Below are 15,283 nucleotides of genomic sequence, written 5' to 3' on the forward strand. Positions count from 1 at the left end.
TTTATCCGATCTAGGCTTTAATCATTACTCCAAATTTAATCTTCAATTTTTACATTAATTTTTTTGGCTTTCTCATTCGCTTTTTTAGGAATGGTAACTTCCAGAACGCCTTTTTTGTAGCTCGCTTTAATTTTTGACTCATCCGTAGTTTCTGGTAATGCAAAGCGACGATAAAATTGGCCTTGCACTCGTTCTATGCGAGAAAACCCTTCTTTTTCTTCTTTTTTCTCATACCGACGTTCACCTTTGATGGTGAGCATGTTATTTTCTAAAGATAAATGAATATCATCTTTTTCAACACCCGGAATATCAGCCTTAACAATGTATTTATCTTTTTCTTCACGAATGTCAACCGCTGGGCTCCATAAGGTGGTTTCAGCTTCTTCTTCAAAATTAAATGGCCGTAAGACTTCATTTAATACCGTGCTAAGATAATCTCTTGGCCATCCTTGTTGTTCGCGCTTCATAATGCTCATCCTATTCTCCTTGAATTGAATCGATTATCACCATAATTATCATGGGTATTTATAGATATAGTTGCTAATTTTTAAAATTCAAGAATGAGTACCCTAAATAAAATAAGAAAACTCTCACTTTATTAAGTAATTTTCTTCAGATTTATCTGACAAAAACACGAATTACTGTCCTCAAGAATTAACGAATAGCCATTAGATTAAAATCCCTTAACTTAATACCCGTTAGGTGAGTAAAATTCACTTTTGTGGAGGTCGGCTGTTATAGCGAGCAACTCGGGCGCCCCATTCCAATAAATGCTTATTGCAATCATCTTTGTTAAGAATCACTTCGATGAAGCATAAATGCGGCAGTTTTTTTGCTGAATCAATTGCCTTTTTGAGTTCGGTTTCGTTTTTAACAACAAATGATTTAACATTTTCATTATCACGAGAGAATACATGCACTAATTCAGCGTAACGCCAATTATTAATCACATTGTATGGTCCATCATGAATTTGTACTTCAATGGTGTAAGAGGCATTATTCATTAAAAATAAAATGGGTTTAAAATCATAGCGAATGAGTGTGGATAATTCTTGCGCGGACATTTGGAAAGAGCCGTCACCAATGCAAGCAATTACTCTTTTTTTATTGTGTAAAGCGGCTTGCATGCCGAGCAGTGCACCTACAGACCATCCAATAGAGCCATACTGCATTTGAATTTCAAAAGGACACCCCTCCGGCAATTTAAGCTCCATGCAATTAAACCATGAGTCTCCAGTTTCTGCGAGAACCGCATATTCTTCATTAAGCAAAGATTGAATGTGTGAAAATAAAACTCGCGTGGTTAAGGGTTGATCCTCTTTTGAGGGAATAGGCCTACAAAAAGTTGGCTCATCCGCTATCCGCTTGTAAGCACTCAACGCGTTGTTATTTGCCTTAAGTTCTTTTTTCAGCTGACTTAGAAAGTCATTCATGTACACATTCGTATAAACTTGCTGGCCTACCCGAACGGTTCCTTCAGCTATGGAGACTGACTTTTCCGGGATAATTCCCCACATATGGCCCACGGTTGTATAGTCGTTTTCATTTGGGCCAATTAATAAGTAAGCATCACTAGAGTCCACAACTTCGCCACAACCTGGCGAACTAACTGGCCCCCAATAAATACCTATATAGTTTTCATGCTGTTCAGAAATAAATCCTTTCGCATCTGGCATAGCCGCTACCGCGTAACGGGAGGCTTTGCTGAGCTCACTAATCTTTTCAAGCGCATGGCAAGGGCGTGCTTTACTGCCTACGATGATAAGGGGCTTGGTTGCTTGATTTAGTTTTTCAGCAGCAGCTTTAACAGCCGCTTTAAGTGAAGAGCTATCACTGATTTTAGCTGCGTTAAAGGCACGTTTGGTTGGTTCAGAAATTAGGTGGTTCGCAATATTGCATGCTATTTCTAGGTAGACTGGTTTGCTAGTTTCTATAGCGGTGGCTATCGCTAAATCAATTTCAGCGGCTGCACGTTCAGGTTTTCTTATGCATACAGCATGTGCCGTGACCCGTGCAAACATGTCCCGCACGTACAAATGATCTTCCGTAGCGAGTGTGTGATGCAATACCTCAGCATCTTGTATCGAGTTTGTATTAGGTCCTCCGGATATCACCAGTATAGGAAGATTTTCTGCATAGGCTCCTGCAACTGCATTAATAGCACTAAGAGCCCCCACGCTGTACGTTACGAATAACGCTGAAATTCCATGGATTCTCGCATATCCATCCGCTGCATAACCAGCATTTAACTCGTTGCAGCAATTAATCATTCTTAAAGACTTATTTAATAAAACCTCATCCAAAAGCACCAGATTATAATCACCAGGAATTGCGAAATAATCATTGATTTCTAACTCTTCTAGTCGTTTTGCTATATAGCGTCCAATGCTAAACATCTTCGCTCCTTATCCTGGCTCATTGCACATCCAATAAACTTCATCTTATGCATTTTAAATCGCTAAAGAAATATCATAAACGCTGATCTACGTTTAAACAAGAGAACCTCTACATCCTAAAATCTTCCAATCAACTAAAATGCTTTGGAGAAAAATTTTGATGCAATTGATCATAGGCTCTTTTTGCCGGGGTGTAATGAGGAAAACGCTGTAGTATTTTATTTAATATCATTCTTGATAGCTCCTCATCCCCACGATTCCACTCGTTCATTGCCTCAAAATACATCAATTCAACTGGCTGACCCGCGATTTCAGAACTTTGATTAACATTCACCGGTTCAATATAGCTTAAGCGCTCTTCTGCTTGTGCATCTAACCATTGCAACACATTGCCCGCTTGTTTATAACCATTTTTCTGCGCTTTCATTAGTAGTTCCTTCCCTTTTTTGGTTTGTTGCTCACCTAATGCACCATCATAATAGAATGTCGCCAGTTGAAATTGTGCGTAGGGATTATTTAATTTCGCCAATTGTTCGTATATTTCAATGGCTTTTTTATTGTCTTTAGTTATTCCTTGTCCATACTGATACATTCTGGCTAAAGCCAGCATAGCTTTCGTATTACCTTTGTCTGCAGCTTGCTGATAAAAGCGCATTGCAGCTGAAGAATCGAGCGCTTTTGCTACCCCGGTCTCAGACATCAACCCTAATTGATACAACGCCTCGCGATTCCCTAAGTCCGCTGCTTTTTGATACCAATGAAGAGCGGTTCGTTCATCTCTTGGACCATTCAACCCGTTAAAATAAAGCCCAGCCAATTGCACCATCGCTTCAGCATTATTTTTCTCAGCTGCTTTAAGATAAAGCGCTTGAGCTTTATTAAAATCGACTGGAACCCCTTTTCCTAACTCATAGATCAAACCTAGATTGTAGTACCCTATTGGATTATTTTGATTTGTCGCTTGTTGATAAGATGCTAAAGCCAATTGATAATTATCAAACACCGTGTCATGAATAAATCCTAGTGCAACGGCTGCTGGTGAGTAAGTCGTTAAAGCCTGTTTCATTAAATGTGTTGCTTCTTCATAGTTCGGTTTGTTATCTACTTTACCTAAGAAATACATTCTACCAAGCAAATATTGTGCAACAGGCTGACCCTGGGTTGACGCTTTGGTATACCATTGTTGTGCTGTTGTCACATCAACCTCACCGCCCAAGCCTTCCTCATGCATAAAGGCAAGTTTTAATTGCGCTTCTTTATCTCCTTTTTCTGCAAATTCCTGGTAAATATCACGAGCCTGTTGCATTTTTTTCGGATCATTTCCTAGTGATAAATAATAATCTGCCATCAATAATCCTGCCGTGCTGTTTCCTAAGGTCCTAGCCGCATTTAATTCATCAAGAAATGCCTGCCCATCTCGTTCTTTCACCACCGCTAAATTTAAATTACCGTATGAAAATCCTGAATCAGCAGAGTGTTGCAACAATTTTTTGCTGGTAGCCACATCCTGACTGATGTGTTGGCCTTGATTTAAATAGGTGCCCATAATAAACGACCCAACGGGCGTCATGGTTGTTTTTTGATACCAGTAGATGGCTTCAGAAGGATTTTTAGCAACGCCAACTCCTCGATCCAGCATCAAACCCACTAATAAAGCAGCTTCTGTATTACCTTCTTCAGCATATTTTTTCGCAACAGCATAAGCTTCTTGTTGCTTTTCGGCATTCGTATCCATCGCATTAAAAAAGGCCAGAGGCAAAGAGGCTTCTTTCACGCCTTCTTGAACAGCGCCATGATATAGTTTCTTAATCGTTTGATTGCGTTTTTTAACCGCAGCCACACTGACATCCGCTTGCTTTTCGCGAACAAGAATCTCAGCTAACCGATATTGCGCAGGTCCATAGTCGTTTGATGAAGCAATGTAATACATCGCAACAGATTCAGTTGGATCTCGCTCAATCACTATCTTACCCGTTTCATCATGGAAACCTTGTTCTTTGATTCGCGCTAGAGCGTATTGAGCCATAGTATTTCCTTTGAAGGCAGCGTCTTTTAACCAAGATTCTGCTTCCTGATAATTTCGCTCAACCCCTTTTCCCTCTAAATACATCAGTCCAATATTGTATTCAGCTCGCAAGTCTTTTTGCTCGGCGGCTAATTGATAAAATTCAAGCGCTTTTTGATAATTTTGATTCACCGCAATACCATGTTCATAGAGCTGACCAAGCTTAAACTGCGCATCAGGAACACCTAATATAGCTTTCCCTAGAATTCGCTCAAAAGGGGTTTTTTCTGAAGAGGATGGGCTAAATTCTGTCTCAGACATAAATGCCATAAGATCAAAATCTCCGCTAACTCCGGGCTTGGGATAATATCCTATCTCATGAAAACCTACTGTATTCAGCGGGCTGTTAGGAATTAAAGGCTCTTCTGGTTCAAATGCTTCCAATTTATCGATAGGATATTGAGGTAAAATCAATTTATCCTTAGCAAGTGGATTAAGGCTTGAGGCTAATGCATTATAATATTCACTGATTTTAATATCATTGGGGTTCGTTAACACAAATTGGGGCTTATATAATTGTTCTCGGGTCACTTCGGCTAGTTGTGGCGCGGGGTTATAATTATTGTCTTGTAAGGCTCTTGTATTATTCCAGGGACTTTGAATCCCTTTTAGCGTATACCCGCTGGCAGCAAAGTCGTTTGACTTATCATTACTTAGCCATCGCGCTACTTCATCTCGTGCTTCAAGGGTTGTTTTCTTCTTGGGCTTTTTGGATTTTTCTTGCCATTCTTTAGCTAAATTTTCATCCGGCAAAACACCGATTCCATCTTTATACATTTTAGCGAGTTCGCGTTGCGCTTCAACGGCGTTATTTTGAGCCGCTTTTAACATCCATAAAAAGCCGCTATTAGGATCATAAAAGGGCCCATCTTTTATTAGATACAATTTCGCCAATGCGATTTGAGCAAAGGCATTGTTTTTTTCAGCAGCTTTGGTATACCACTCTTTTGCTTTTTCAAGATTACCTAGTTGTTGCTCTAAAGTCCCCATCTGATAAAGCGCTAAAACCGATCCCTGCTTTACAGCCTCTTCAATTAATTTTCGCGCTTCATCCGTATTTTTGGATACCAGTTTACCTTCAGCATATAACTCACCTTGCTTCAAGAGCGCTTGATAATTGCCTTGCTCTGCTGCTTTATTGAGCCAGATTAAACCGAGTTTACGATTATGTGCGTTTCGGCTATCCAGAAAATATTCCGCAAGTGTATATTGCGCAATGGAATTATTATTTTTAGCAGCAGCAATGTAGTAGCGCCTAGCCATGCTCGAATTGGGCTTGGTGCCATATCCAAACATATAAGCAGCAGCACAATACATTTGCGCTTTTAAATCATCTGAATCCGCTGCTTTTTTAAACCAATATAATGCTTTTTCAGGATTATTTTCGGTCAATAATTCATAGTGAGCTAGAATGTTTTGAGCAGGCAAATACCCTTTTTCAGCAGCAAGAGTCAAATGCTTTAAAGCCAGAGCATTATTTTTTAAAAGACCATAACCATAAAGACGCATACGACCTTTATAGTATTCAATCACCGGATCGCTTCCAGAATCTTTAGATAGCGCTTCTGCGGCCTTGGCAAAATTACCCTGCCGGTAAGCTTCTACTCCCGTATTTGCATATGCACCTTGCAGTCCTGCAGCGATTAGACATACCCATGGCATTACCGATTTCATGTTGTTCCCCTTGTCCTTTGCCACGCTATCTTCCAGTATAAAGGTCGATTATTTTATTGTGGTATAATGCCGTAATGCACGACCTCTCGAACGGCGCCTCCTCTGGTATTACTATTTACAATCCAATGGTTCCCTCGATTATTTAAACCAAATCGAACTCGAGCGAATTCACAAACTTGTAAATTTTCAGCGCAATCAACAACCTTGCCATATTTTGATTTTTTATCCTCTATCGTACAGACATATTTAATTTCTTTTTCACAGGTTGATAAGACCGCCCAACGATTGGGGGATATCTCATGATTAAGATACATGCTATAAGAACTATCACCTTGGCGCATCTGATATAAATTAATGGGCCTGTTTGATTTGTTTAAAATAAAATAAAGCGAATTTCTTTCCCCTGCCTCTTGAGGAAATAAATTCAGTGTTTTTAGTTCGAACGCGTATCCCACATCAACACACCCTAAAGGATTTCTTCGTTCTTCTTTCTCATCTTCTTTTGCTGTGGCAATTCCTGTTAATGTGAGCATGATTCCAATACCAACCCAGGTCAATAGGCTATGTCGATTCATTATTTTTTCTCCCTGGAGGCCAATGGCCTAACAATGACTTTAGTCCCTAAAAAGTTATTGGATTCTTTCGACGTTTCTACAAAATGATGATTCAACCATTTTGCATCACGAGTAAACATTCGTACACATCCATGGCTTGCACGATAACCAGGAATATCATCAGAGCCATGCAATGCTAACCCCTTATGAAAATACATGCAGTAAGGCATTTTTGCACCACCTCGCCCAAGAGGGAATACACCGGATTTACATTTTTCGTTTTCCATGCTGAACACTCGAAATATTCCTGTTTTGGTTCTACATGTCGGGCTACTATTATCGGAGCAGCGATCGCTCCCTGAAGAAATTGGGCCCCATTTCACTAAATTTCCTTCTTCATCATAAGCGCCATATGCCAGTTTGTCCTGATCAACAATAATCAGTTTTGTATTGTCTTCTGGCTTAATTTTTAAAGGAAAAGGAGAAATATCCTTCCAAGTGATGTGTTTTAAGTCTTTAGGTACAGCAATGACTTTTCCTGCCCAAAGATAATTATAAGTACGATTTAATCGTTGCACTAAATCGCGCTCGCGCTCATCAGGAAACATGCGCTCCCAAGATTGACTATGCCCGACACGAACGCATTCATATTGAGGATATTTACATAAAGCTGAGCCATAATAAACAGGCTCATCTTTCCCCATCGCTAGTGTAGCGAATACGGATAAAACAGCTGCAATCACTACTTGATGTCTATTCATGATCTTATCCTAATTCATCCTTAAGCGGGCGACTTATCCAATTGCTTGAAAATTCGCTCCAAATTAACTCACCCTTGACTTCAAACCCCTACAGTTACACTATCCTTTACTGTTATTTTCGACTGAATTAGAAATAAGTTTAGCTGAAAAAGAAAAAATTATGGATTGATGCTAAATACCTTTTAAGCGTATAGCTCACTTTTCTTATAAAGAAAATAAAAATATTCCATATTGTTCTTATTTTGATTATAATGCACGCTAATTGATATCGTGGGTAACGCTATGGCTACTGGAAAACATGCAATAAAAACAATGAACGGTATTGATGATACCAGCGGTTTAAAACAATCATTAAAAGCTGGTTTTGTCGGATTAGGTATTTCAGGTTTTGGAGTTGCTCTATTTACTCTAACTTCACTCATAGCCGCTCCTGTCTGGATAACCGTGCTTAGCACAGCAATTTTTGCAGGTTCTGTCACGTATTTAAGTGCCCTATTATATGGCGTAGTAAATGATTTATTTGCCACAAAATCCAATCTTTCTTATTTTTTACTAGGACATCAACCCCAACAACACAGCATGCTTCGAACCAATGATCCAATCGCTCAAGGCATCGGATGGGGGATAGCTGCAACCTTTGGGCCAGCGCTCATCGCCTCGATTTTGTTTGCTATCAGCGTAGCCATCATGGCTTCTTTTATTCCTGTTGCAACATTTATTTTACCCATCACACTGCTAGCAATGCCCTTAATCGCGCTCGGTGCTGAGCTATTTGCTAGAAATAAAGCTAAGGAATATTGTGAAAAGGGTTATGGTATAGAGATAGAGGATGAAGATCATAAAAAGAAGAATGTCTATATTCCACTTGATCATTTGCCTTTAGGAAGTAATGAATATCAAAGAGAGGGCTTAAGGAATGCGACTAAAGAAGAAAAAGCAACTTGGTTAGCTAATAGCGATCGGAATTTATTTGGATTTACCAAAGTTCCTCTGATTGGCCTAGGCGTTCTCGTTGCTTTGATTACACTAAGCTGTTTGAGTCCCATTTTACCTGTCGCTCTTTTTTCACCTCTTGCCGCAATGATTATTCCTGTGGCCCTAGCAGCTTTTACCGTGCTTACTTTAGTCGCAGGCGGTATTTACTTGCATGTAAATCGTAATAAACAATTACCCAATCAATTGAAGTTAGAATTTGATGATGGCTCTAAGTCATTTGTAGACCATCATGATAGAAAGAAAGGATTAGTTCAACATACTACAGCCCACCATCCTGAGGAACCAGGGCATTTTCCAAGCCCGATTCATGTTCATGTTTCAGCAGCCTCATTACCTATGTCTGAATCCAATCGTGCATTAACCGCCTCTATCTAGGAGTTGCTAGTATTCATGGTATTGCTTTAAGAAATCCCTTTGCTAGGGATGGAAATGTTGATAAATTTGCTCAGCTAAAAACTGACTAATTCCTTGCACTTTGGCAATTTCATCAACAGGGGCCTTAGCCAAATCTCGAACCCCGCCAAAACGGCGAAGTAAAGCTTGTCGCCGTTTTGGCCCCACCCCAGGAATCGTTTCCAGTGATGATTCGAGTCCCGCCTTATTTCTTTTTTTACGATGAAATGTGATAGCAAACCGATGCGCTTCATCACGAATATGCTGCAATAAGTGAAGTGCTGGTGAGTCTGGTGGAAGCGTCACTTCTTGAAACGCGTCGGCTAAAATTAATTGTTCCCAGCCTGCTTTTCGAGTGGGACCTTTCGCAACACCCAATAATTGAACGCTAGATATATTTAATTCATTCAATACTTGCCCCGCTATCGCAACTTGTCCTTTTCCTCCATCAATAATCAATACATCGGGAAGATTTTTATCAATAAGCGCGCGTTTAAATCGTCGGGTTAAAACCTGTTTCATGGCCGCATAATCATCACCTGGCGTAATGCCTTGGATATTAAATCGCCGATATTCATTTTTATTAGGCCCTTGCTTATCAAAAACAACACACGAGGCTACGGTGGCTTCACCCTGAGTATGACTAATATCAAAACACTCCATCCGTTGGATAGTCTTTTCCCGGTTTAAAAAATGCTGCAATTCGTGATAACGTTTTTCCATCACCGTCTCTGAACTCATTTGATCAGCAATTGCCATTTGAAGATTATTGTTTGCAAAATCCAACCATCGAGCTTTAACCCCACGAGGTTTAGTTTGAATGTGACAAGATTTTCCACGTAAAGCCGTTAACATGGTTTCAAAGGCCGATTTATCAGAAAGCGTATGATTTGTAATGATTGTGGCTGGGATCCGCGCTGGAGTATCCATATAAAAATGATTTACAAAAGCAAAAAAAACCTCTTCCCATAACTCAGAGGAAGCAGTTTCACCTTGCTGAAAGGATTGTTTTGGCACCGAAGGAAAAAAACTTTGACTCGCCAAAACCTGACCATCTCGAATGGTTACACATTGAACGCAGGCAAAGCCAGGCCTCACAAAGATGACAATGACGTCTGCATCCCCACGCAGTTGAACCATGCCTTGTTGTTCCTGAACCAGCCGTAAGTGTTTGATTTGATCTCGGATCTGAGCAGCCTTCTCAAAATTTAATTGACTTACAGCATCCTGCATCCGAGTTTCGAGTTCATGTAGGATATCTTGAGAACGACCTTGTAAAAATTTTACAGCGTCTTCAACATTTTGACGATATTCTTTCTTAGCAATATAACCGGTACATGGCGCACTACAGCGTTTAATTTGATATTGTAAGCAAGGGCGTGAGCGACCACTAAAATAACTGTCGCTGCAATTTCGGATCTTAAATACTTTTTGAATAGTACTTAAGGTTTCTCGCACCGCCAGTACGCTTGGATAAGGTCCAAAAAAATCCCCCTTTTTGGGCTTTCTTTTTGTACGCATAATTTCCATACGCGGGTATAGATGATGGCTAGTGACGTGAAGATAAGGATAGGTTTTATCATCACGCATCAAAATATTGTATTTAGGTCGCAATGTTTTAATTAAACTGCTTTCTAATAACAAAGCTTCCGTTTCACTGCGAGTCACATTCACCTCAATCGCTTTAACTTGCGAAATAAGTGATTGAGTTTTAACCCCCATATTCGTTTTGGTGAAGTAACTGTTAACTCTTTTTTTTAAGTTAGCGGCTTTTCCTACATATAATACAATGCCATCCTGATCCAGCATGCGGTATACGCCTGGCTCTGTAGTTAAATTTGCGAGATAGGTGGATATATCTTTATCAATAGGGCTCATTAATTAATTATACTACAAACGTTTCACAGCAAACATAGCACAAAAATTATTCTACATGGGGATATTTTTTCATGAAACTCTATGTGCTGAAACTATTCTTCAGCGACTGAATCGGTTGGTTGTTCAATGACTCGATGCTTCATGGCAAGATAAGTCAGCTCCACATCGTTTTTAATTTCTAATTTTTCAAACATGCGATAGCGATAGCCATTGATTGTTTTAGGGCTTAAAAATAAGCGTTCGGAAATTTCTTGGACCGTCATGCCAGAGGTAATCATTAACATCACTTGCATCTCACGTTCAGACAATCGGTCAAACGGGGAATCTTCTGAAGTTTGTAAACTGCTGATGGCCATTTTCTGTGCCACTTCAGCACTTAAGTACCGCTCTCCTTTGAAGACTTTTCGAATAGCGGTGGCCATTTCCTCAGCGCCAGATTCTTTGGTTAAATACCCCATTGCCCCTAGCTGTAATACACGGCCAGGTAATGGCTCTGCGCTCATGGCGGTTACTGCAATCACCTTGACATTTGGATTGGATTTTTTAAGCCGCCTTGTAACTTCCCAACCATCAATACCGGGCATTTTCATGTCCAGTAATACAACGTCAGGGTGATGAGCTTTTACCTTAGCTAAAGCCACTTCTCCACTTTCGGCTTCAGCAACCACGTCCATATCAGGCAAATCTTCTAGTAATCGTCGAATTCCCATGCGAACCAAAGCGTGGTCATCAACAATTAATACTTTTATCAATTTATGCTCCTTGACAGAGTAGCCAATGAACACTACGGGTTGGTTGATATTATCAAGAGAACGGCTGGATTACAACGACCATGATAAACAGGCGCGTCATGGTATGGTATCTTGGATAACTTGTGGAAAATAAAAAATAATTAGAAACAAGGCTTTTAATTTTCATTTAGCTTAGTACAATTTCGCTTTGTCTTTTTTGTTTTAGGGGAATTTATAATGCCTCTGCAAGTCATCACAACCATTTCACCGGATTTTTTTTCACATCAAAAAAAATCCGGACATGCAAACGCTGATCGGAAACTCCGAATCATCATCAAAGAAAAAGGTGGTAATTGGCAAGATACGGTATTGCGCAGTGAAGGAGGATTACCGGTCGGCACCAAATGGGTTATGAATTGCTTCCCTGGCAGTAAAATACCCCATGATCTGGTTAGGCGAGTGGGTTCGGTGAGATCGCTTGACGTACTGGAATCGGACGATTCGGGGTTACGTCAATTCTATGAGAACCTACAAGAGCATCGTAATACTTCGCCCGTCACGGTTCCCTCGCATCGTTATGAACAATGGTATCGTTTTGTAAATGAGAAAGTATGGATTAAATTTCATAAATTGACTCATTCTTTATCAGAACCTATCTCTGTTGATCCAGAGCTGACGATTACTTCAGATGAATGGCAACTGTACCAGACAGTAAATAAAAAATACGCCAAAGCCTTAGCTCGCGATATTATTTCAGATTTATTAGCAAGACGAACGATTACACTGGATATCAATTGGCTTCATGATTATCAGCTCATGTTAGTATTTCATTATTTGGAGGAGTATTTACCAGCGGTTATTGAGGAGGTCATTCCTTCGACAAGTGATGAAGATTCTGCACCTCGATACTCTGAGGAAGAACAACAGCGTTTAAAAAACGCTTTGCCAAGAGCACTTAACGCCATAAAAACCAGCTATTTTCATCACATTCCATGGCCTGATGTAGACACATTTACGGCAGAATTTCCCATAATTCCCAACGGTGCTCGAGCTTCTCTTCCCGAAGACGATGATTCCGACGACGAATTAGCGATGGAGTCTGTTACCTCAGCCTTACCTGAAACGTCCTTAAATACTGGAAAAGAAATAATTAATGGCTTACTGTCCTCCAATCATATTGCTTTTCAAACCAAGAAAGATGCATCAAACTTTATTGACTGCGTTCGATTTTATTACCCTGAAGCACGACTAGAATCACGCAACGTCCGCCACAAAACCATCTATCTACCAACCAAAGAATTGGATATCTATGTAAATCCTATCGGAACTGACTATCGTTTATTCGCTACCTCTGACTTAAGTGACCAAGCCATTATTGATTATTATAGTAAATTGCTCGGTGTTTCCATGGTATGTGAAGAAGCTCTTGAAGAAGGGGATTTCGAATTACGCCTAGAAGAATTAACCGAGGCAGCTCTAACCTCTTACCTAAAAGCTATAGTCGAGTTGCTTATTGTTAGCCTAAGAACGCCGAAAGGGCTTACTGATTGGTTAAACGATTATTTAACCCCTGACCATCTCCAAAAAGAAACCATTCAGCAAACGAGGTTTGAAGTAGTCGCCGAGTTTCAAGCGAACGGCATAGAAGATACTTCCATGCTGGATCAATTTTTTAACGCGGTTCAGCAGAGCCTAAATAGTTTACAGAAAGCGAAAGTAGATTTACTGAGTGATTATCGTACCTTACAACCGTTATGGGCCTTTAAGTCCCGCACGCCAGGAGTGCAGTTATTTTCATCTATAGGACGATTAGATCCTGAAAAAAATGTACCAACCTTATTAGACGCTTATTTAACTTATATTCAGCAATGTGTGTCAACTCATCAACCGATTAAGCATTCCTTACTTTTATTTATTGTGCCTTCTCGTTTAGAAGTTCAAGCCTATCAGCAGGAATTAAACACGATTATGGAAAAATTTCTCGCCATTAAGCACTATCTTGCAGAACATGGGCTACCTCAGAACGACTTTGTCTATTTAGCAGAGGAAACCGCATTACAAGAAGCCGTAGCCAACCCTGGGAAAACACCCTCAAAGCCCAAATTAATTTCACCTAATGCAATGGTAGAATTTTATCGACTCGGTCCTGTGGTCATTAGCTCACGAGCCGATGGAATGAATTTAGTGGTTAAAGAATGGGTTGGGGCGCAAGATGGCCTCATTCAACGAACTTTGCAAGGTTTATTTAATTTTGTAAAAGGTTATCCTGACTCTCTTATGTCTCGGGCAATGACTCAAGAAGAAAAATCGATGTTTTCAATCTATGCACGTGCTTTACAGCAAACCTTTGCCGAGCATCCTTACCTCAGCTCTGTAATCACCAAGCTAGGATTGAATTTTAGCACGCTTCTAACTGAATTTTTTACCCATTATGACGAAGAGATCCCTGCACTTCCCATGTTGAGTCGAAATGCTGGAGCAGCTGCTCAATTAAAACAAGCGTGCATTATTGATCCCTTAAATCCTGAAACCCTCCTTCAACAATTTCAACATCTTGATGAATTAGATCCCATTGTCCGTGTTGCTCGAGCATTAGAATTAAAAAACAATGTGCAACATGAAAATGGCCAAGAGTGGCGCAGAGATATGGTCGATCAAGTTTTAGCTAAGGAAGCCTTTAGTGATTCAAGCCGACACATTGCCCAAAGAATCGTTAAAAAAGATGGACTAATATTTATTGATTATGATGGCACGATTTCACCACACGTTCCAAACCCTGATGAAGCATGGCCGGAACTCACTGCAAGAAGCGCTATTTTAGCCCTAATGAAAGTCGCCGCTGATCAAATCATTTTCATCACCGGTAGAGACATCCCCTCTTTTCTTCGCTGTTTTTGGGGCGGATTAGGGAGAGAAGAGCAGCAAAAAATCCCTTTAACCGTTATTGGCTCTCATGGACTTGAAATTCAGTATAGAGATGGTTCGAAACAAAGCTTAGTAGCGTTTAGTGATCATGAACGAGCTTTCATTGCTAGTTTGCGCTCCGATGAAAACATCTTGGCTTTGAAACAAAAAATGCTTGCTATTTTGCAGCCCTATCTAAGTCCAGAACTTCGTTTATCAATGGATGAGCTGATTGAGATAAAGCAGTACTCAATAGCTTTATTAACTGCGCCAATACGCCATATCCTAGAGGACGATTCGCTTTTAGATTTAATCGAAGACCAGTTTGCTGAACTTTTAAAAACTCATTTTCTTATCTCTGAAAAGAATGCGTCTGAATTAACTCATTTTTCTGTCTGGCGAGGTATTCACATTTGTGAATTACGCTTTAACCACACGAAAGCCGATGCCATTAGAACGTTATTGAAAGATAAACGATATAGCACCGCCAGACATCTTGCTTTTCTCGGAGATGATTTTGGTCAATTGCATCAACCCGGAACGGATTACTCTCTCGCTGCTTGGATTAACGAGGAGAATTCGAATCCAAATAGTCCTTATGAAGGCATGGTGATTCAAGTAATGTCTGATGAAAGGCGACCAAGCCAAAAACAACTGCTTTCAAGCCCTGCTAGGCCATATATGGTGTTGCAATCACCCCTTGAAGTAGGCAACTGGTTAGCCCGTTGCGCTCAATATGCTTTTGAGGCCAATTCACGTCATGCATTGATTACCCATGGTATCACGCAATTAACTCAACGATTCCCTGAGCATGAGATTCTTTTGCCTTCCGAGACTCAAGCCATTGAACTGGATAAGGAAGAGCTCTTTGATGCTGGGCCAGAATATCATCAAGGCCTCATTAAGCTATAAATTCTAAATGGTAAAGCCA

The 15,283-nt window shown here is 40.2% G+C and carries 9 protein-coding genes; 2 read left to right on the plus strand and 7 right to left on the minus strand.

Annotated features, from left to right (window positions below; all coding sequences use genetic code 11):
* Positions 1-35: 35 nt before the first annotated feature.
* The 5 genes from E1O41_RS07725 to E1O41_RS07745 all read right to left on the minus strand — a co-directional run bounded on the left by E1O41_RS07725 (position 36) and on the right by E1O41_RS07745 (position 7,393).
* Positions 36-476, minus strand: a complete 441-nt coding sequence (locus tag E1O41_RS07725; protein WP_131776737.1) for an Hsp20/alpha crystallin family protein — start codon at positions 474-476, stop codon at positions 36-38.
* Between the two features lie 237 nt (positions 477-713).
* A complete protein-coding gene (locus tag E1O41_RS07730; protein ID WP_131776738.1) occupies positions 714-2,396 on the minus strand; it encodes a thiamine pyrophosphate-binding protein in 1,683 nt (560 codons plus the stop codon).
* Positions 2,397-2,526: 130 nt separating this feature from the next.
* The gene (locus E1O41_RS07735; protein ID WP_131776739.1) at positions 2,527-6,135 is read right to left on the minus strand and encodes a tetratricopeptide repeat protein; all 3,609 of its coding nucleotides are present in this window, start codon (positions 6,133-6,135) and stop codon (positions 2,527-2,529) included.
* A 53-nt stretch (positions 6,136-6,188) separates the two neighbouring features.
* Positions 6,189-6,710 (minus strand): endopeptidase IV, encoded by a 522-nt coding sequence (locus tag E1O41_RS07740; RefSeq protein WP_131776740.1) that lies wholly within the window; start codon positions 6,708-6,710, stop codon positions 6,189-6,191.
* The gene (locus E1O41_RS07745) at positions 6,710-7,393 is read right to left on the minus strand and encodes a L,D-transpeptidase (protein ID WP_229669352.1); all 684 of its coding nucleotides are present in this window, start codon (positions 7,391-7,393) and stop codon (positions 6,710-6,712) included. The genes E1O41_RS07740 and E1O41_RS07745 overlap by 1 nt, the downstream gene beginning before the upstream one ends.
* 339 nt (positions 7,394-7,732) lie before the next feature.
* Between E1O41_RS07745 and E1O41_RS07750 the strand changes: the two genes are divergently transcribed.
* Positions 7,733-8,821, plus strand: a complete 1,089-nt coding sequence (locus tag E1O41_RS07750; protein WP_131776742.1) for a hypothetical protein — start codon at positions 7,733-7,735, stop codon at positions 8,819-8,821.
* A gap of 42 nt (positions 8,822-8,863) precedes the next feature.
* On the opposite strand, the gene uvrC is transcribed toward E1O41_RS07750, so the two are convergent.
* Together uvrC and letA are read right to left on the minus strand one after the other, a co-directional pair.
* Entirely contained in the window at positions 8,864-10,717 is a 1,854-nt protein-coding gene (uvrC, locus tag E1O41_RS07755; protein WP_131776743.1) for an excinuclease ABC subunit UvrC, read from the minus strand.
* A 92-nt stretch (positions 10,718-10,809) separates the two neighbouring features.
* Complete coding sequence (gene letA / locus E1O41_RS07760; RefSeq protein WP_131776744.1) at positions 10,810-11,469, minus strand: two-component system response regulator LetA; 660 nt, start codon at positions 11,467-11,469, stop codon at positions 10,810-10,812.
* Positions 11,470-11,685: 216 nt separating this feature from the next.
* Between letA and E1O41_RS07765 the strand changes: the two genes are divergently transcribed.
* A complete protein-coding gene (locus tag E1O41_RS07765; RefSeq protein WP_131776745.1) occupies positions 11,686-15,264 on the plus strand; it encodes a trehalose-6-phosphate synthase in 3,579 nt (1,192 codons plus the stop codon).
* Positions 15,265-15,283: the final 19 nt, after the last annotated feature.

Source organism: Legionella impletisoli, assembly GCF_900639875.1.
Taxonomy (GTDB): Bacteria; Pseudomonadota; Gammaproteobacteria; order Legionellales; family Legionellaceae; genus Legionella_A; species Legionella_A impletisoli.

Bases quoted from the DNA above. Each gene is read 5' to 3' on its own strand.
- E1O41_RS07735 (WP_131776739.1), bottom strand. From the start codon at position 6,135: ATGAAATCGGTAATGCCATGGGTATGTCTAATCGCTGCAGGACTGCAA.
- E1O41_RS07765 (WP_131776745.1), top strand. From the start codon at position 11,686: ATGCCTCTGCAAGTCATCACAACCATTTCACCGGATTTTTTTTCACAT.
- E1O41_RS07725 (WP_131776737.1), bottom strand. From the start codon at position 476: ATGAGCATTATGAAGCGCGAACAACAAGGATGGCCAAGAGATTATCTT.
- E1O41_RS07750 (WP_131776742.1), top strand. From the start codon at position 7,733: ATGGCTACTGGAAAACATGCAATAAAAACAATGAACGGTATTGATGAT.
- E1O41_RS07745 (WP_229669352.1), bottom strand. From the start codon at position 7,393: ATGGGGAAAGATGAGCCTGTTTATTATGGCTCAGCTTTATGTAAATAT.
- uvrC (WP_131776743.1), bottom strand. From the start codon at position 10,717: ATGAGCCCTATTGATAAAGATATATCCACCTATCTCGCAAATTTAACT.
- E1O41_RS07730 (WP_131776738.1), bottom strand. From the start codon at position 2,396: ATGTTTAGCATTGGACGCTATATAGCAAAACGACTAGAAGAGTTAGAA.
- E1O41_RS07740 (WP_131776740.1), bottom strand. From the start codon at position 6,710: ATGAATCGACATAGCCTATTGACCTGGGTTGGTATTGGAATCATGCTC.